We start from the raw sequence: 16,858 nt of genomic DNA, 5'->3' as shown, positions 1-16,858 counted from the left end.
CGCAGGCGCGCTAGATCGGCGTCACCGCATCCACGAGCCAACGATCGTCGGTCTTGTCCAGCGTGACTCGCACCCGGCTGCCGGTCGTCGTGCCCTGCGGCGACTCCTTGCTGGTGGTCACCTGATTCAGATACAGCATCACCACCGCGTGTTCGCGGTCGGCGGAGACCACGCCGCTCGCCTGGGTGGTTGCCTTGACAGTGAGCTGCTTCTCCTTGGCGCCCGGCGCGATGGCCTGGGTGATCAGCTTCAGGTAGTCCTCGCGGAAGTCGGCGGACAGGTTGTCCGCGGCCTTGGGCAGCTCGGTGTCCACGCTGGCGAAGTCGTAGCTGAACATGGCGGTGACGGCTCGGTCGGCCGCGGTGACCGCGTCCTGTCGCGCCCGCTCCTCCTGCCGGTCCGACCAGTACCCGAATCCGTTGATGGCCATGACGATCACCGCAGCCAGCGCCACCGCGCCCGCGGTTCCCGCGGCGATCAATCCCCGTGTTCCACTCATGGCACGAACTCCACATTCGAGGCGGACAGGCCGGAATCGGTGCGGCTCACGGTGACCCGGAACCGGTAATACCGCGTCTGCGGCTCGGCCTGACCCGCATTGGTCAGAGTCTGTTTGGCGGCGACGAGCACCTTCGCCGAATCGTCGGCGTCGCTCTCCAAGGCCGCCTCGACGATCTCGCCGTTGGAGACGACCTTGGCCTGCTGCACGACACTCAGGAACGGGTCGACCCGGCCGTCGAATTCGGACTTGAACTGGCCGGAGGCCATCGAGAGGATCCGGTCGATGTCCTCCTTGGCGGAGTCGGCCCGGATGGTGGTCAGGTTCAGAATCGCCTGCCGCGCGGTCTGCACATATTCGGTACGACGCGCGTCGCGCTGGTCGGCGGCGTTCGCGAGGAAGGTCGTGACGACAGCGCCAACCACCAGCGCGAGCACCAGGACCGCCGAGGCCGCCATCGCGAGGATGCGGCCGACGGCGGGCTTGTCGCGGCGGGAGTCCGCAGGAGCGTCGTCCGAGTCGCCGGAATCGGCAGGCTCCTCGGCGGTCACCGGCTTCTCCGATTCGGACTTGCCGAGGTCGACCGAGGCAGCGGAATCCGAATCCTTCGCCAGGTCAACAGCACCGGCCTCGGCTGACTCGCCGCCCTTTGCCGTCTCCACGGAATCGACAACGCCAGAGCTGCCACCATTCGAGGGCTTGGCGGAATCGGCGCTGTTCACGTCTTTCGCCACCTCGACGGAATCGACGGTCCGCACCGGAGCGGTGCCGACACCAGCGCTCTTCGCAGCCCCGACATTTCCTGCCCGCGCACTATTCGCGCCGGCACCGATCCGCTCGGTGACCTTCCCGGTCACCGAGGACGCGTCCTCCACCGGCGGGCCTGCCGACCGACTGGCCCGCCTGCGCGCGCGATGTGCATCTCCGTTGATTTCACTCATCGTTGCTGCTCCTCGAGCATCGCCTGCCAGCTCGACGGTACCGTGCCGGAACCGCCCGGTCCGATATCTCCCTGTCGGTAGGTGCGGCCGTCGGGACCGATGTACACGCCCGTGGCCGGATCGTAGGACTTCGCCGCCGCCGGCGTCTTGAACGACGCGGGCGCGACCTCGGTCCCTTCGGGCGCGGAACCGCTCGCGGGCGCCACCGGCTGCGGCGGGCCGAACGGCGGGTTGTCGCCCTCGGGCACGTAACCGGTGCGGCACAGCTCCGGCGTCGGCGCGCGCACGCCCGGGTATTCCATGCACGGCGTGTTGCGGATGCCGCGCACCTCGATGGGCGAGTCCTGCGGGATCTTGCAGTACAGGCCGGGCGGGGTGTCCACGAAGTCCAGTTCACTCGGCGAGCGGCGCTGGTCCTCTGGCAGGAAGCCGGTGGTGCACGCGGGCGGATCGTTCACGGTCATCATGAAGTCGACGAGCACGCCGTACTCGACCGGGCCGCGCACCGCGGTCATCAGCGCGGCGACCAGCGGCGGATACACGACGAGCAGCTGCTCGAGGCCCGCGTGGTAGATCGTGGAGACCTGACCGACGCTGACCAGGTTCGCGAGCACCAGCGGCAGTGTGGGTTTCAGATCCTGGAACTGTGTGCTCACCCGCTGCATGGCGGCCGGGCCGTCGCGCAGGATGCCGGTCAGCGCCGGGTCGTGGGCGCGCAACTGATCGGTGACGGTGGCCAGGTCGGCGGTCCACGACCGGATCGCCGCGTCCGAACGGATCTGGGTGTCCAGCAGCGGACCGATCTGCTCGATCAACTTCTTGGTCGGCTCGGAGCTGTTCTGCGCCTCCTGAACCAGCAGCGAGGCCGAGTCGATGAAGCGCTGCAAGTCCGGGCCAGCTCCGTTGAAGGCGCGGAAGGCCTCATCGATGACCTGCCGCAACCGCGTGTCGGCGACGCTGGAGAGCAGGCGATCGGTCTGGTCGAGCAGCGTGCCGACGTCTTGCGGCAGCTTGGTGCGGTCCTCCGGAATCACCGCGCCCGCGGCCAGATTGCCGCCCTTGGGGCTCTCCGCGGGAATCAGGTCGACGTACTGTTCGCCGATCGCCGAGACGCTGCGCACCCAGGCGTCGACGTCGGCGGGAATCTTGTAGTCGCTGTCGATGGACAGCTTCGCCTCGACACCCTCCGGCGTGAGCCGGACCTCGTCCACCTTGCCGACATTGGTGCCTCGGTAGGCGACGTTGGCGTGCGGGTAGAGGCCGCCGGTCGCCGCGAGCTGCACGGTGACGTCGTAGCGTCCGATGCCGAACATGGCGGGCAGTTGCACGTAGGTGCCCGCCATGATGGTCAGGCCGATCACGGTCAGCACGGCGAAGATGCCGAGTTGCACGCGGACGAATCGGGTCAGCTTCATCGGCCCGGACTCCCTTGCGGCGCAGTGTTTCCCGCTCCCGGCAGCGGCACGGTCAAACCCGGAATGGCAGGCAGACCGGGAATCGGCGGCAAGCCGGGGATGGTCGGCGTCGGCTGCTGGCCGGGCGCCGGGGTCTGCAACGGTCCGGTCGCCGGGTTGCCGCTGTCGCTCGCGGTGGGCGGGGCGAAGCTGCCGACCACGCCCTCGACGCCGCCGAACCGGCCGCCGAGCGGGGTGCCGGTGAGCCAGTTCGAGTCGAGGCGTTTGCCCGTCATGTCCACCGTCATGAACAGATTCAGGTAGTCGCCCTTGATCGCCTTGTCCAGGTTCTCCATCGGGAACGGGAAGGTGAGCAGGATCTTCAGCGACTCGATGAGGTTGTTCCCGGTGTCGGACAACTGCCGAAGCACCGGCTCGAGGCTGCTCAGGTTCGCCCTCAGGTTCTCGCCGCTGGTGCTGACGACCCGCTGGGTCACATCGCTGAGCTCGCCGAGCGCGGTGATCGCGTGGGTGATGTTCGCCCGCCGGTCGGCGAGCACGGTCAGCGCCGGGTGGATGCGTTCGATCGCGCTGCTGAGGACGTCACGCTGCTGCGCGAGCTGCCCGCCGAAGCGGTCCAGCCCCTCCAGCGCGGCGATGATGTCGCCGGTCTGCGCCTGCAAGTTCGTGGTCAGCTCGTTCAGCTGCGGAAGCAGGTCGCGGATCGCGTCCTCGCGCCCGCTCAGCGCGGCGTTCAGCTCGCGGGTGATGGTCTCCAGCTGCGCGACACCGCCGCCGTTGAGCACCACCGACAGCGAGGACAGCACCTGCTCGGTGGTCGGGAACGCACCGGCGCGGTCCAGCGGGATGACGTCGCCCGCCTTCAACTCGCCTTCCGCGGGCGCGTCGGTGGGTGGACCGAGTTCGATGTGGTTGCTGCCGAGCAGACTCGTCTGACCGATCTTGGCGACCGCGTTGGCGGGCAGTTTCACGTCGCGGTTCAGCGAGACGGTCACCAGCGCGTGCCAGTTCTCCACCTCGATGTCCGAAACCGTGCCCACCGGGACGTCATCGACGCGCACCGGCGAATTCTGGGTCAGCGTGGTGACATTCGGCATCTGGATGCGGATCTGATACGAGCCCTCACCGGTGCCTTCGGCCCCCGGCATCGGCAGCGAGTTCAGTCCGTCCCATTGGCAGCCGGTGACGCCGAGGGTCAGCGCGACGCCCATCGCGAGGACGGCCGTCTTCCGCAGCGGTCGCATCATCGCCCTCCTCCCGGAATGGCCAGGCCCGCGAGACCTTCTGGCACGGTGATCGGCGCGGGCTCCGGCGTCGACGTCGGCGCGCGCTCGGCCAGCTCCGGCGAGCTGTAGACGATCTGGTTGGGGAAGGCGTGCACGCCGGTGGCCGGGTTGGTCATGATCGGCACGTAGTTCATCGCCAGCGAGTCGATCACCGGCGCGAGGTAGGTGGCGCACAGGTCGGCGGAGCGATCGGACTCGTTCTCCTCCAGCGCGCGCACCGAGCCGCACAGGAAGCTCAGCGGGTCGGCGGTGTTGTTCAGCGCGACCGCGCCGGTGAGTGAACCCTGGGCCGGCTTGTAGAGCTGGTAGAAGTTCACCAGCGCCGTCGGTCCCGAGTGCAGCACCCGTTCCAGCTCGGGACGCTTGTCCACCAGGATCTGGGTGACCTCGGCCAAGCGCTGCACGCCCTCGGTGAGCTCGGCTCCGCTGCCGTCGAGGAAGCGCTTGACGTCGGCCATCGCGATATCCAGATTGTCCAGTCCCGCACCGAGATCCGAGGAGACACCGGCCAGCACCGAGGACACCGAGGCGAGCCTGCCGCCGAACTGCACGATCTGCTCGTTGCTCGCCGAGAGCACCTCGACGAACTGCTGCAGGTTGCGGATGGTGCCGAACAGGTCGGTGCGCCCGTCGGAGAGGGTGCTCAGGGTGGCCGAGAGTTCGCGCAGGGTCTCGCGCATCCGCTCGCCGTTGCCGTCGAGGTTGTCCGCCGCGGTGTTGACGAAGCGCCCGAACGAGCCCTGCTCGTCGTCACCGACCGGTCCGAGAGTCGTTGCCAGCTTGGACAACTCGGCCTTGATGTCGTCCCACTCCACCGGAACGGCGGTGCGCTCGATCGGGATGGTCGCCCCGTCGGTCAGCTTGGGTCCGCCGGTGTAGGCCGGGGCCAGCTGGATGAAGCGGGCCGAGACCAGCGAGGGCGAGATGATCACCGCGCGCGCGTCGGCGGGGATGTCGATGCCGCGATCGATGGTGAATTCGACCCTGACCTGTTCGCGGCCGGGCTCGACCTTGTCGATCCTGCCGACGGCGACGCCGAGCACCCGCACGTCGTCGCCGACGTAGAGACCCGAGGTGGACGGGAAGAACGCGGTGACGGTGGTGGTCCCGATCTTGGTGATGCCCCGATAGGCGCCAACGGCCACCAGCGCGACGACCAGCACGCCCGCGAGCACCAACGCCCAACGGGGGGTTTTCTGAACAACTTTCGGCATTTTCATCGCGGCGGCTCCTGGACCGCAGGCCCGATCGACGGGGGCGGGTTCAAGAAGAAGTTGCGCAGGTCGTCGGGCAGGTGCTGCGGCCACACCAGCGCGTCGACCAGCGGCTGCAGACCCACGGAGGTCGCGTTCACCACGTAGGCGTTGAACCACGGTCCGTTGCCGACCTGCTCGCCGAGCGCGGCGGCGAACGGGCCGAGTCCGTCGAGGGCCTGGGTGAGGTTGTCACGGTTGCGCTGGAGCAGACCGAGCACCGAATTCAACCGGTCCAGTGCGGGTTTCAGCTGCGCCTCGTTGTCGGCGACCAAACCGGACAGCTGCTGGGCGAGGCTGTTCACGTAGACGATCAGCTGTCCGATCGCGGTGCGGCGGCGGTCCAGCTCGCCGAGCAGTTCGTTGCCGTCCAGCAGCAGCGCGTTGATCTGGGTGCTGCGGTCGGACAGGATCTTGGTGACGTTCTGCGCCCGTCGCAGCAGCTCGGACAGCGCCTCGTCGCGCGCGTTGATGCTGCGCGAGAGCTGGGTGACGCCGTCGAGCGCGGCGCGCAGCGGCGCAGGCGTGTCGGCGAAGGTGGCCGAGAGGGCGTCCAGGGTCTCGTCGACCTTCTGCATGTCCAGTCCATGCACCGTGCCGGCCAGATCGCCGAGCGCCTCGTTGAGCGAGTACGGCGAGGTGGTCCGGTCCAGCGGGATCGTGTCGTCGCGGCGCAGCGCGCCGGAGCCCTGGGGCAGCAGCTCCAGCGACTTGCGGCCGAGCACGGTGTTGGTCTTGATGGCCGCGGAAGTCTTGTCGCCCAGGATGATCGACTCGTCGAGGGTGAACTTCACCAACACTTTCGCGCCGTCCAGCTCGACGTCGTCGACACGGCCCGAGCGCACGCCCGCGACCTGCACCGGGTCGCCGGGCACCAGCCCGCCCGCGTCGGCGAAGTGGGCGGTGTAGAGGGCGCCGCCGCGGATGAACGGCAGCCGGTCGAACTGCAACGCCGAGAGCGCCACCGCTATCGCGACGACGATGCCGACGATGCCGATCGTCACGGCCGGGGATCGCTGCTCGTTCATTCCGGGGCACACCTTCCCGTGTCCTGCCCGCCGGGCATGTTGATGTGCAGCGGCTGTCCGTTCGGCCCGTCGATGATGAAGTTCGTGCTACAGACGTAGAGCGCGAGGAACGAACCGTAGGAACCGATGCGGATCAGCTTCCGGTAGGTCTCCGGCAGCCGTTCCAGCACCCACTGAACGGTGTCGGAACCGTTGTCCAGGTTGGTGGCCAGGCGACCGGTCTGCTCGATGGTGCCGCGCAGATCCGGGCGGGCCTGCGCGAGCAGGTCGGTGAGATCGCCGGTGGCGCCCGCGATCCTCGGCAGCGCGTCGCCGATCGGATCACGGTCGGCGGCCAGACCGCTGACCAAACGCTGCAATTCGGTGAGCGTCGTGTCGAACTGCTCGCCGCGCTCGTCGATGGTGGCGAGCACCGCGTTCAGGTTGTCGATGACGCTGCCGATCAGCGCGTCGCGCTCGCCGAGCGTCTTGGCGAACGAGCCGCCGCTGTTGAGCAGCGAGACCAGCGTGCCGCCCTGGCCCTGGAAGATCTGCAGCAGCGCGTTGGTCAGGTCGTTGACCTGGCCCGGATCCAGTCCGCGCAGCAGCGGTTTGAAGCCGCCGAGCAGCATGTCCAGATCCAGCGCGGGCGCGGTCTTGTCCGTGCCGATGGTGCCGCCTTCGCGCAACTTGTCGGCCGAGCCCGGCCCGTCGAGGAGTTCCATGTAGCGGTCGCCGACCAGGTTCTCGTACTTGATCGTCGCCCGGGTGCTGGTCAGCAGCTGGTACTTGCGGTCGACGTCGAACTCGACGTGCGCCAGGTTGTCCTTGCCCACCTTCACCGAGGTGACCGAGCCGACCGGAACACCCGCGATGCGCACCTTGGCCCCTGGCAGCATGCCCGAGGAACTGGTGAACACGGCGTGGTACCCGTACTCGCGCGCGAAGCGCACCTGGCTGAACACGATGACAAGTCCGGTGAAGACCAGCGCCATCACCAGGGCGAAGATGGTCAGCTTCACCGTCGTCGCGGTATTCCTCACGGCGCGCTCACCCCCGGCAGCCCGGCGAACAGCAGTTGGAACACCTTGGGGCCGTTGAATTCGATCTGCATCGAGGGCACGTACGGCGCGCCCTCGTTGGTGTCGGTGACGAGGTAGTTCGCGTGGCTGCCCGGCACTCGGTCGTCGAGCCCCTCGCAGCGCGGGCCACCGGTGGCGTTCACCTTCGGCAGGTCCTCCGGATACTTGTACGGGTCGGCGCCGAACATGAAGTTGGTGTTCATCGTGACGCCGGGCTGCATGCCGCCGAACATGGCGTTCGCGACCGGCATCAGCCGCCCGATGGCGTTGATCATGCAGTTCAGGCCTGGCACGTACTCCTCGAGCAGCGCGGTGGTCGGGCGCAGCAGATCCAGCGCGGTGCCGAGGTTGTTCTCGTTCTCGCGCAGCACCGAACCCGTCGTGTCGGCGAGGCCGACCAGGTTGGCGAGCACGTCGTCGAGGCCCTGCCGTTCGTCGACCAGCGTCTGGCTGGTGGTGACCGCGTTGTCCACGGTCCGCAGCAAATCACCAACGGTGTCCGCGTACAGGTTCGACACGTCGGCGGTGGCCGCGAAATCCTGTTGCAGCGTCGGCAGCGTCGGGTTCATCTCGCGCAAGTAGAAGTCGAGGTTCACCAGCAGCTCACCGAGCGTCTCGCCGCGGCCTTGGAGCGCGGTGCCCAGCGCGGAGAGCGTCGCGTTCAGCTTCTCCGGCTCCACCTTGGCGAGCACGTCGGACAGGTGCTGGAACAGCGTGTTGAACTCGACGGTCACGTTCTCGGCGACCACGGTCGCACCCGGCTTCAGCGAATTCGACGAAGGCGCTTCCGGCACAACGAAGTTGACGTACTTCGCGCCGAACACGGTGGTCGACCTGATGTCGACGCCCGCGTTGGCGGGAACCAGCTTCAGCATTTCGGGATCGACCGCCAGCTTCAGCTGCGCCCGGTCGGCCTGCTGGGTCACCTCGGCGACCCGGCCGATCTCCACGCCGCGCACCTTCACCTTGGCGTCGGGGTCGAGCACGAGGCCGCTGCGCGGCGCTTCGACCAGCACCGTGGCGGTCTTGGTGAACCCGCCGACGAACATGGTCAGCGCGATCGCGACCACCGCGACCAGCACGAGCACCATGGCGAGGCCGGCGAGTTTGTACTTGAACTTTTCCATACCGCCCTACCCGGAAAGATGGAAGTTGCCGGAGGTGCCGTAGATGGCCAGCGAGATCAGCAGGGTCACCGTGACCACCGCGACCAGCGAGGCCCGCACCGCGTTACCGACCGCCACACCAACGCCGACCGGGCCGCCCGCGGCGTAATAGCCGTAGTAGGTGTGGATCATCATGACCGCCAGTGCCATGAAGATCGCCTGGGCGAAGGACCAGAGGATGTCGCTCGGGATGAGGAACGTCGAGAAGTAGTGGTCGTAGACGCCCGCCGACTGCCCGTAGATCACCACGGTGGCGAACCGGGCCGCAACGAACGAGGCGATCACGGCCAGCGCGTAGAGCGGCACGATCGCGATCATCCCGGCAAGCACCCTGGTGCCGACCAGGTACGGCACCGGGCGGATCGCCATGGTCTCCAGCGCGTCGATCTCCTCCGAGACCCGCATCGCGCCGAGCTGGGCGGTGGAACCCGCGCCGATGGTGGCGGCGAGACCGATGCCGGAGATCACCGGAGCGGCGATGCGCACGTTGATGAAGGCGGAGAAGAAGCCGGTCAGCGCCTCGACGCCGATGTTGCCCAGCGAGCTGTAGCCCTGCACCGCGATGGTGCCGCCCGCGAACAGGGTCAGGAAGCCGACGATCACCACCGTGCCGCCGATGACGGCGAGCGCGCCGGTGCCCATGCTGATCTCGGCGATCAGCCGGATGGTCTCGGTCCGGTAGTGGATGAGGGCGCGCGGCATCGAGGCCACCGCCTGCGCGTAGAACACGGCGTGCTTGCCCACCGCGTCCAGCGAATCCGACATCCGGCGCACCCTGCGCACCGCGCGGGGGAAGCGGGACTGGATCACGAAGGCCATCGCGTCACCGCACCGTGAACTTGATGCCGACGGCGGTGACCACCACGTTCACCACGAACAGCGCCATGAAGGCGAAGACGACGGTCTGATTCACCGCATCACCGACACTCTTGGGACCGCCTTTGACGTTCAGGCCGAGGTAACAGGCCACCAGTCCGGCGATCAGCCCGAACAATCCGGCCTTCACTTCGGAGATGATCAGCTCGGGCAGTTTGGTGAGCAGCGTGATGCCGTTGACGAACGCGCCGGGATTCACGTCCTGCAGATAGACGGAGAACAAGAAGCCGCCGACGATGCCGATCGTGCACACAAGGGCGTTGAGCAAGAGCGCGACGAACATCGAGGCCAGCACCCTCGGCACCACCAGCCGCTGGACCGGGTCGATGCCGAGAACGCGCATCGCGTCGATCTCTTCCCTGATGGTTCGGGCGCCGAGATCCGCGCAGATCGCGGTGGCGCCCGCGCCGGCGACGATCAGCACGGTGACGATCGGACCGACCTGGGTGACCGTACCGAAGGCCGCGCCGGCCCCGCTGAGGTCGGCCGCGCCGATCTCGCGCAAAAGAATATTCAGCGTGAAGCTCACCAGGACGGTGAACGGGATCGCGACCAGCAGGGTCGGCACGATGGACACGCGCGCGATGAACCAGGACTGATCGATGAACTCACGCGCTTGAAAGGGCCTGCGGACGCTCGCGCGGGCGACTTCCGCGGTGAGTTCGAAGAACCCACCGACGGCCCGCAACGGGACAGCAAGGACCTCGTTCATCCGCGATCCTCCTTGCTCAACTGCACGTACTGCTGCATGGCGCGACTCGGCACCATGGCCGCGTCGCCGGAATGATTAGAACATGTTCACATGGTCGTCGTGCGGTTTTCTTTACATTTGAACTGCACGTTTTCTAGATGACGGCCCTCGATTATGAAACGTGTTTCATACACAGGTGGTGACGCCTTTGTGAGGCGTCACACACCGATCACCCATGTCTACCAAGTGCCGGACTCATGATCAACAGCTGGACAGCTGATCAGTTGTCCCTTCGACGACCGCGGCGAGCGGTCGGCGATCAGCCGAGTTCGGTCAGCGAGGAGGCCGAGAAGGTCTGCCCCGCCGGTCGCTCGGCGAAGTATCCGGAGAGCGTGGCGGCGAGATCGCCGGAGTCCCACGCGTCGCCCGCGGCATCGAAGCGCCGCTCGACGACGGGCGCCGCCATCAGCGCCACCATCGGTCCGTAGACGACGAACAACTGCCCGTTGACCGCGTCGGCCGCGGGCGATGCGAGATAGGCGACCAGCCGCGCCACGTGATCGGGCGAGAGCGGGTCGATGCCCGCCTCGGGTGCCGCGCTGAACACGGCCTCGGTCATCGCCGTGCGCGCACGGGGCGCGATCGCGTTGGCCCGCACGCCGTAGCGCGACAGGGCCCGGGCCGCCGAGAGAGTAAGGGCGGTGATGCCCGCCTTGGCCGCGCCGTAGTTGGCCTGCCCCTCCGGACCGAGCAACCCGGCCTCGGAGGAAGTGTTGATCAGGCGGCCGTAGACCGGCGCGCCCGCCTCCTTCGACTTCGCCCGCCAGTAGGCGGCGGCGTTGCGGGACAAGAGGAAATGGCCGCGCAGGTGGACCGCGAGCACCGCGTCGAAGTCCTCGTCGGACATGTTGAACAGCATCCGGTCGCGGGTGATGCCCGCGTTGTTGACCACGATGTCCACGCTGCCGAACGCCTCGTTCGCGGTGCTGATCAGCGCGTCGGCCGTCGACCGCTCCGCGATGCTGCCCGCGACGAACTCCGCCTTGGCGCCGAGCGCCCGGATCTCGGCGAGGGTCTCGGCGACCGCGTCGGATTCCGCGAGGTCGTTGACCACCACCGACGCGCCCGCGCCCGCCAGTGCGAGCGCCTCGGCCTTGCCGAGTCCCGCGCCCGCGCCGGTCACGATCGCCACACGGCCCGCCAAGCTCAGATCAGTTTCGTTCACCGGCCCGACTTTAGAACGTGTTCCAACCTACTGGCAAGAAACTTTCACTGAAGCTTCAGCGCGGCTTTCGGGCACTGCGCCACCGCGTCCTCGACATCGCCGAGACGGTCGTCGGGCACGTCGGCGGTCAGGATGTGCAGTTGGTCCTCGTCATCGAGTTCGAACACGTCGGGGGCGATTCCGACACAGATTCCGTTCGCCTCGCACAGATCCAGATCAACGCTGACCTTCATGGAAACTCCTTTACTGCGACTCTTCTCGAAGCCTACAAGCCCGCGCTGCCACGCGCGCCGTCATCGGCCGGATTCCTCGGCAATACTGGAACATGTTTCAGTCGATATGCAATCATCGGGACAAGCGAATCGAAGGACACGAGGTTTTGCCATGCGCATTGCGTACACGCCGCAGCAAGAAGAGCTCCGCGCCGAGTTGCGCGACTACTTCGCGCGGCTGATCACACCGGAGCGCCGGGCCGCGCTGAGCGCGACGACCGGTGAGTACGGGCACGGCAATGTCTACCGCGAGATCGTCCAGGAGATGGGCCGCGACGGCTGGCTGACGCTGGCCTGGCCCAAGGAGTACGGCGGCCAGGACCGGCCGACCATGGACCAGCTGATCTTCACCGACGAGGCCGCGATCGCGGGCGCCCCGGTTCCGTTCCTGACCATCAACTCGGTGGCGCCCACGATCATGCACTACGGCAGCGAGGAACAGAAGAAGTTCTTCCTGCCCAAGATCGCCGCGGGCGAGCTGCACTTCTCCATCGGCTACTCCGAGCCGGGCGCGGGCACCGATCTGGCCAGCCTGCGCACCTCCGCGGTGCGCGACGGCGACGAGTACGTGATCAACGGCCAGAAGATGTGGACCAGCCTGATCGCCTACGCCGACTACGTCTGGCTCGCGGTACGCACCGACCCGAACGCCAAGAAGCACAAGGGCATCAGCATGCTCATCGTGCCGACCACGGCCGAGGGCTTCTCGTGGACGCCGGTGCACACCATGGCTGGCCCCGACACCAGCGCCACCTACTACCAGGACGTGCGCGTTCCGGTCAGCTCGCTGGTCGGGCAGGAGAACGGCGGCTGGGCACTGATCACCAACCAGCTCAACCACGAGCGCGTCGCGCTCACCTCGGCCGGGCCGCTGACCGTCGCGCTGAACCAGACCCTCGAGTGGGCGCGCACCACCAAGGCAGGCGACGGCTCGCGTGTCATCGACAAGGAGTGGGTGCAGCTGAATCTGGCCAAGGTGCACGCCAAGGTCGAGTACCTGAAGCTGCTGAACTGGGAGATCGCCAGCCGCGCCGACGCGGGCGGCGATGCGGCGCCGCGCCCGTGGGACGCCTCGACCTGCAAGGTGTACGGCACCGAGCTGGCCACCGAGGCTTACCGGCTGCTGATGGAAGTCCTCGGCCCGCAGGCCTACCTGCGCCAGGACTCCCCCGGCGCCGAGCTGCGCGGCCGCCTCGAGCGCTTCCACCGCGCCGCGCTGATCCTGACCTTCGGCGGCGGCACCAACGAGGTGCAACGCGACATCATCGCCATGACCGCCCTCCGCCAGCCCGCGGCCGCGCGCTGAGCAGAAAGCAGAGACCACCATGGATTTCACCCCCACCGAAGCTCAGCTCGACCTGGCCCGCCTGACCGGCGAGGTGTGCGGCAAGCTCGTCACCGCCGACCGGCTTCGCGCGCTCGACGTGGCGGGCCGGTTCGACGAGCCGCTGTGGAAGTCGTTGGCCGAGACCGGGATTCTGGCCGCGGCGCTGCCGGAGAACGTCGGCGGCAGCGGACTCGGCGCGCTCGAGCAGACCGCGGTGCTTCGCGAGCTCGGCAAGTCGGTCGCCGCCGTTCCCTACCTGTGGTCGATCGTGGTCGGCGCGGGCGCGCTGGCGCGGTTCGGTTCCGAAAGCCAGCGGGCGCTCGCGGCTCGGGCGGGCGAAGGCGAGGCGATTCTGACCGCCGCGCTGGCCGAGGAGCACAACTACGAGCCCGCCAAGCCGACCACCGTCGCCCGCGAGAGCGACGGCGCGTGGCTGCTGACCGGCGCCAAGACCACGGTGCCCTACGCCGATCGCGCGGCCCGAATCCTGGTGCCCGCCACGGTTTCCGGTGTACCCGCGGTCTTCCTCGTCGATCCCGCCGACGCGTCGGTGTCGGTCACCGCGCAGCAGGTGGTGGATCTCAGCGCGGAGTTCGGCGTCGAATTCACCGACACCCCTGCCGAATTGGTCGGCACCGTGGACGGCGGCGCGGAGCTGCTGGACTGGATTCTCACCCGCGCCTGGCTCGGGCTCAGCGCCCAGCAGCTGGGCACCGTCGAGAAGGCGCTGGAACTGGTCGCCGATTACGCGCGCGAACGCGAGCAGTTCGGCAAGGCCGTCGGCAGCTTCCAGGCCGTCGCGCAGCGCTTGGCCGACGCCTACATCGACGTGCAGGGTCTGCGCCTCGCGGTCACCCAGGCGGCCTGGCGGCTCGCCGAGGACCTGCCCGCCGCCGAAGCCGTGCACACCGCCAAGTTCTGGGCCGCCGACGCGGGCCACCGCGTCGCCCACACCGTCGTGCACGTACACGGCGGCGTCGGCATCGACCGCGACCACATCGTGCACAACTACTTCACCGCCGCCAAGCACAACGAATTCGCCCTCGGCGCCGCCACCGACCACCTCCGCGCCCTCGGCACCCTCCTCGCCACCCCGTCCTGAACCCAGCGGCACAACCGCCCCGAGACATCGGCCCGTCGGCACAACCGACGGGCCGATCGTCGTTCCCGGACCTGCACTCGCTCAGCGCGCGAACTTCGTCAGCATCTCGACGATCGTGGGAACGTCGAGCAATCCCTGGCAGACATCCAGCACGAATCGTTCGGCGGCGTCCACATCGAATCCACCATCCAACGGGTGGCCGTTCATGTGCAGGAAAACCCAGGTGGCATACCAGGCCAGGCGCTTGTTGCCGTCGACCAAGCCGTGGTTGCGTGCGATCGACTCCATCAACGCGGCCGCCTTCTGCCACACATCCGGATACGCGTCCTGCCCGAACACGCTGGACTGCGGCCTCGCCAGCGCGGAGTCGAGCAAACCGAAGTCACGTACCTCCGGGGTACCCAGACGCTCAGCGAGCTTCAGCAACTCGGGCAGCGTCAGATACTCCATCAGGCGAGCCTCCGGTTCAGCTCCTCACTCACCCGTAGCACATGATCAGCAGCCTCGTTGAACAGCCGCGAGTGCTCATTGATCGCCCTGGTGACCGCATTGCGCACGAACTGTTGCATGCTCGTCCCCTCCGCCTCCGCGCGCTCACGCAAGGCATTCAGTTCATCATCCGAAAACCGAACATTGAGACCCGCCATGCTCTCGACGGTACCACGCGGTACCACTACGACCCGCCCGTCGCGCGCCGACCGCCGTTGCCCTACGCCGCGAGTGGTGACGAGGTCAGGTAGCGCTGGAGGGTGGGGGCGATGTCGGCGATGAGTTGGGGTGGGGTCATGGCTACGACCGGGGGTAGGCGGAGGACGTAGCGGCACAGGGCCAAGCCGAGGAGTTGGGTGACGACGAGTCCGCCGCGGCGGGGGGCGTCGGCCGGGTCGCCGAAGCGCAGGACCGCGGGGAGGACCTGTTCGGCGAAGACCGCGCGGAAACGGTCGGAGACGGCGTCGTCGGTGATGGACGAGCGCAGCAGGATCAGCAGGACGGTGTTCTGCTCGTCCTCCCAGATCGCGAGGAAGCGGCGGATCAGCAACTCGCCCAACGTGTCCGGCTCGGCGGCGGCCAGGTCCGGCAGTTCGAGATCGATGTCGACGGCCGCCGCGAAAAGGCCGTCCTTGCTGCCGAAGTAGCGCATCACCATGGACGGATCGATGGCGGCGTCGGCGGCGATGGCGCGGATCGTCGCTTTGCGAAATCCTTCGGCGGCGAACCGCGCCCGTGCCGCTTCGAGGATCGCGGCGCGGGTCGCGTCGGAGCGACGGGCGGGGGGCGGATCAGACGACTCTGTCATGCCAACGATTGTAGGCCAACAACTGTTGACTTCCGCGCTCACACGGCTCTACAGTTTTGCCAACAAGTGTTGGCCTACAGTTGTTGACATAGGAGCCAGTCATGAACGCCACCCCGCTTCCCGGCACCACCTCGGTACTCGTCGTCGGCGCCGGACCCGCCGGACTCACCGCCGCCATCACCCTCGCGGACGCGGGCGTCGACGTCGTCGTCCTGGACCGGCTCACCGAGGGCGCCAACACCTCTCGCGCGGCTGTGGTGCACGCGCGCACCCTCGAGGTACTCGCCGAACTCGGCATCGCCGACGAACTGATCCTGCGCGGCATCCAGGTTCCGCGTTTCACCGTGCACGACGGCGCGCGTACCCTCGCGACCATCGAGTTCGGCAAACTCCCGACCCCGTACCCGTACACCCTGATGACCCCGCAGGACACCACCGAGGCGGTGCTGCTCGAGCGCCTGCACAAGGCGGGCGGGCGGGTGCACCGGCCGTACATCGTCACCCGCGTCGTGAACGAAAAGGACGGCGCCACCGTCGAATACACCGATGCCGCGGGTGTCGCCGGCACGATTCGCGCCGACTATGTCATCGGCGCCGACGGCATGCACAGCACCGTCCGCGAGCACGCGGGGATCGGCTTCACCGGCGACACCTACCCGGCCTCGTTCGTCCTGGCCGACGTGCGAATGACTTGGCCGATCGCCAGAGATGAAGTAGCGCTGCACCTTTCGCCGGAGGGCGTGACCGTCGTGGCTCCGCTGCCCGACGCCGCGGAACCCGACCGCTACCGGGTGGTCGCCACGGTGGACGATGCGCCGGAACACCCCACCACCGACGACATTCAGGCGATCCTGGACGCGCGCGGCCCCGGCGGCGACATCCGCGTGCGGGAAGTGCTGTGGTCGTCGCGATTCCGCGTGCACCACCGGGTGGCGGACCGTTACCGCGCGGGCCGAATCCTGCTGGTTGGCGACGCCGCTCACGTGCACAGCCCGGCGGGCGGTCAGGGTATGAACACCGGCATCCAGGACGCGGCCGCCCTCGGCCCGCTGCTCGCGCGAGTGCTGGCCGGCGAGCCGCAGGCGCTTCTGGACGAGTACGAAGCCAGCCGCCGACCTGTCGCCGTCGGGGTGGTCGCGTTCACCGACCGCATGACGAAGATGGCCACCTTGCGCCCCCGCATCGCCCGGCTCGCGCGCAACACCGCGCTCGCATCGCTGAGCAGGATCCCCGCGATCCGCACCCGCCTCGCCTTCCGCTTGGCCGAGCTGACGACCCGCTGACCGAAAGACATACCGGCGCCGCCGCATTCGACCGCGGCGCACGACGAAAGAAGGCCGGATCGACGCGTCGATTGGGTAGCGCTCGGCGCATGACGAAGGGCCGCCGCGGTTTTCGCGGCGGCCCTCGATCGTGGTC

At 68.0% G+C, this 16,858-nt stretch carries 18 protein-coding genes; 3 read left to right on the top strand and 15 right to left on the bottom strand.

What is annotated here, in order from left to right:
• Nucleotides 1-10 precede the first annotated feature (10 nt).
• From CRP45_RS28855 to CRP45_RS28800, 12 genes are all read right to left on the bottom strand, one after another.
• The gene (locus tag CRP45_RS28855) at nt 11-499 is read right to left on the bottom strand and encodes a h domain protein (RefSeq protein ID WP_097247833.1); all 489 of its coding nucleotides are present in this window, start codon (nt 497-499) and stop codon (nt 11-13) included.
• On the bottom strand, nt 496-1,440 hold the full coding sequence (locus CRP45_RS28850) for a hypothetical protein (protein ID WP_143861568.1): 945 nt from the start codon (nt 1,438-1,440) through the stop codon (nt 496-498). The genes CRP45_RS28855 and CRP45_RS28850 overlap by 4 nt, the downstream gene beginning before the upstream one ends.
• Nucleotides 1,437-2,855: an MCE family protein gene (locus CRP45_RS28845; RefSeq protein ID WP_097247831.1), complete on the bottom strand. Its 1,419-nt coding sequence runs from the start codon at nt 2,853-2,855 to the stop codon at nt 1,437-1,439. Before CRP45_RS28845 ends, CRP45_RS28850 begins: the two co-directional genes overlap by 4 nt.
• Nucleotides 2,852-4,099 (bottom strand): MCE family protein, encoded by a 1,248-nt coding sequence (locus CRP45_RS28840; protein WP_067791282.1) that lies wholly within the window; start codon nt 4,097-4,099, stop codon nt 2,852-2,854. Before CRP45_RS28840 ends, CRP45_RS28845 begins: the two co-directional genes overlap by 4 nt.
• Entirely contained in the window at nt 4,099-5,355 is a 1,257-nt protein-coding gene (locus tag CRP45_RS28835; protein WP_425436986.1) for an MCE family protein, read from the bottom strand. Before CRP45_RS28835 ends, CRP45_RS28840 begins: the two co-directional genes overlap by 1 nt.
• A 2-nt stretch (nt 5,356-5,357) precedes the next feature.
• Nucleotides 5,358-6,422 (bottom strand): MCE family protein, encoded by a 1,065-nt coding sequence (locus tag CRP45_RS28830; RefSeq protein WP_067791277.1) that lies wholly within the window; start codon nt 6,420-6,422, stop codon nt 5,358-5,360.
• Nucleotides 6,419-7,444, bottom strand: coding sequence for an MCE family protein (locus CRP45_RS28825; protein WP_084483398.1), 1,026 nt, complete (start codon nt 7,442-7,444; stop codon nt 6,419-6,421). Before CRP45_RS28825 ends, CRP45_RS28830 begins: the two co-directional genes overlap by 4 nt.
• The gene (locus CRP45_RS28820; RefSeq protein ID WP_097247829.1) at nt 7,441-8,610 is read right to left on the bottom strand and encodes an MCE family protein; all 1,170 of its coding nucleotides are present in this window, start codon (nt 8,608-8,610) and stop codon (nt 7,441-7,443) included. The genes CRP45_RS28825 and CRP45_RS28820 overlap by 4 nt, the downstream gene beginning before the upstream one ends.
• A gap of 6 nt (nt 8,611-8,616) precedes the next feature.
• Entirely contained in the window at nt 8,617-9,468 is an 852-nt protein-coding gene (locus tag CRP45_RS28815) for an MlaE family ABC transporter permease (RefSeq protein WP_067791274.1), read from the bottom strand.
• Between the two features lie 4 nt (nt 9,469-9,472).
• The gene (locus tag CRP45_RS28810; protein WP_067791272.1) at nt 9,473-10,237 is read right to left on the bottom strand and encodes an MlaE family ABC transporter permease; all 765 of its coding nucleotides are present in this window, start codon (nt 10,235-10,237) and stop codon (nt 9,473-9,475) included.
• Between the two features lie 298 nt (nt 10,238-10,535).
• The gene (locus CRP45_RS28805) at nt 10,536-11,441 is read right to left on the bottom strand and encodes a 3-oxoacyl-ACP reductase (protein WP_067791270.1); all 906 of its coding nucleotides are present in this window, start codon (nt 11,439-11,441) and stop codon (nt 10,536-10,538) included.
• 44 nt (nt 11,442-11,485) lie between these two features.
• Complete coding sequence (locus tag CRP45_RS28800) at nt 11,486-11,674, bottom strand: ferredoxin (RefSeq protein ID WP_067791268.1); 189 nt, start codon at nt 11,672-11,674, stop codon at nt 11,486-11,488.
• Nucleotides 11,675-11,825: 151 nt separating this feature from the next.
• Between CRP45_RS28800 and CRP45_RS28795 the strand changes: the two genes are divergently transcribed.
• Both CRP45_RS28795 and CRP45_RS28790 read left to right on the top strand, forming a co-directional pair.
• Nucleotides 11,826-13,019, top strand: coding sequence for an acyl-CoA dehydrogenase family protein (locus CRP45_RS28795; protein ID WP_067791266.1), 1,194 nt, complete (start codon nt 11,826-11,828; stop codon nt 13,017-13,019).
• Between the two features lie 19 nt (nt 13,020-13,038).
• Entirely contained in the window at nt 13,039-14,142 is a 1,104-nt protein-coding gene (locus CRP45_RS28790; protein WP_097247828.1) for an acyl-CoA dehydrogenase family protein, read from the top strand.
• An 81-nt stretch (nt 14,143-14,223) separates the two neighbouring features.
• Here CRP45_RS28790 and CRP45_RS28785 read toward each other — a convergent pair whose 3' ends face one another.
• From CRP45_RS28785 to CRP45_RS28775, 3 genes are all read right to left on the bottom strand, one after another.
• The gene (locus CRP45_RS28785; protein WP_425436985.1) at nt 14,224-14,595 is read right to left on the bottom strand and encodes a type II toxin-antitoxin system death-on-curing family toxin; all 372 of its coding nucleotides are present in this window, start codon (nt 14,593-14,595) and stop codon (nt 14,224-14,226) included.
• The gene (locus tag CRP45_RS28780; RefSeq protein ID WP_179831045.1) at nt 14,592-14,789 is read right to left on the bottom strand and encodes a plasmid mobilization protein; all 198 of its coding nucleotides are present in this window, start codon (nt 14,787-14,789) and stop codon (nt 14,592-14,594) included. The genes CRP45_RS28785 and CRP45_RS28780 overlap by 4 nt, the downstream gene beginning before the upstream one ends.
• A gap of 62 nt (nt 14,790-14,851) precedes the next feature.
• Nucleotides 14,852-15,439: a TetR/AcrR family transcriptional regulator gene (locus tag CRP45_RS28775; RefSeq protein WP_097247825.1), complete on the bottom strand. Its 588-nt coding sequence runs from the start codon at nt 15,437-15,439 to the stop codon at nt 14,852-14,854.
• A gap of 101 nt (nt 15,440-15,540) precedes the next feature.
• On the opposite strand from CRP45_RS28775, the gene CRP45_RS28770 reads away from it, so the two are divergent.
• Nucleotides 15,541-16,722 (top strand): FAD-dependent monooxygenase, encoded by a 1,182-nt coding sequence (locus tag CRP45_RS28770; protein ID WP_097247824.1) that lies wholly within the window; start codon nt 15,541-15,543, stop codon nt 16,720-16,722.
• Nucleotides 16,723-16,858: the final 136 nt, after the last annotated feature.

This window comes from Nocardia amikacinitolerans (assembly GCF_900215415.1).
Classification (GTDB): Bacteria; Actinomycetota; Actinomycetes; order Mycobacteriales; family Mycobacteriaceae; genus Nocardia; species Nocardia amikacinitolerans.
This window is presented reverse-complemented; position numbering and strand designations above follow the sequence as displayed.

Excerpts from the sequence above, each read along its gene's own strand:
- CRP45_RS28855 (WP_097247833.1), bottom strand. The coding sequence starts at position 499 with ATGAGTGGAACACGGGGATTGATCGCCGCGGGAACCGCGGGCGCGGTG.
- CRP45_RS28850 (WP_143861568.1), bottom strand. The coding sequence starts at position 1,440 with ATGAGTGAAATCAACGGAGATGCACATCGCGCGCGCAGGCGGGCCAGT.
- CRP45_RS28845 (WP_097247831.1), bottom strand. The coding sequence starts at position 2,855 with ATGAAGCTGACCCGATTCGTCCGCGTGCAACTCGGCATCTTCGCCGTG.
- CRP45_RS28840 (WP_067791282.1), bottom strand. The coding sequence starts at position 4,099 with ATGCGACCGCTGCGGAAGACGGCCGTCCTCGCGATGGGCGTCGCGCTG.
- CRP45_RS28835 (WP_425436986.1), bottom strand. The coding sequence starts at position 5,355 with ATGCCGAAAGTTGTTCAGAAAACCCCCCGTTGGGCGTTGGTGCTCGCG.
- CRP45_RS28830 (WP_067791277.1), bottom strand. The coding sequence starts at position 6,422 with ATGAACGAGCAGCGATCCCCGGCCGTGACGATCGGCATCGTCGGCATC.
- CRP45_RS28820 (WP_097247829.1), bottom strand. The coding sequence starts at position 8,610 with ATGGAAAAGTTCAAGTACAAACTCGCCGGCCTCGCCATGGTGCTCGTG.
- CRP45_RS28815 (WP_067791274.1), bottom strand. The coding sequence starts at position 9,468 with ATGGCCTTCGTGATCCAGTCCCGCTTCCCCCGCGCGGTGCGCAGGGTG.
- CRP45_RS28810 (WP_067791272.1), bottom strand. The coding sequence starts at position 10,237 with ATGAACGAGGTCCTTGCTGTCCCGTTGCGGGCCGTCGGTGGGTTCTTC.
- CRP45_RS28800 (WP_067791268.1), bottom strand. The coding sequence starts at position 11,674 with ATGAAGGTCAGCGTTGATCTGGATCTGTGCGAGGCGAACGGAATCTGT.
- CRP45_RS28795 (WP_067791266.1), top strand. The coding sequence starts at position 11,826 with ATGCGCATTGCGTACACGCCGCAGCAAGAAGAGCTCCGCGCCGAGTTG.
- CRP45_RS28790 (WP_097247828.1), top strand. The coding sequence starts at position 13,039 with ATGGATTTCACCCCCACCGAAGCTCAGCTCGACCTGGCCCGCCTGACC.
- CRP45_RS28780 (WP_179831045.1), bottom strand. The coding sequence starts at position 14,789 with ATGGCGGGTCTCAATGTTCGGTTTTCGGATGATGAACTGAATGCCTTG.
- CRP45_RS28775 (WP_097247825.1), bottom strand. The coding sequence starts at position 15,439 with ATGACAGAGTCGTCTGATCCGCCCCCCGCCCGTCGCTCCGACGCGACC.
- CRP45_RS28770 (WP_097247824.1), top strand. The coding sequence starts at position 15,541 with ATGAACGCCACCCCGCTTCCCGGCACCACCTCGGTACTCGTCGTCGGC.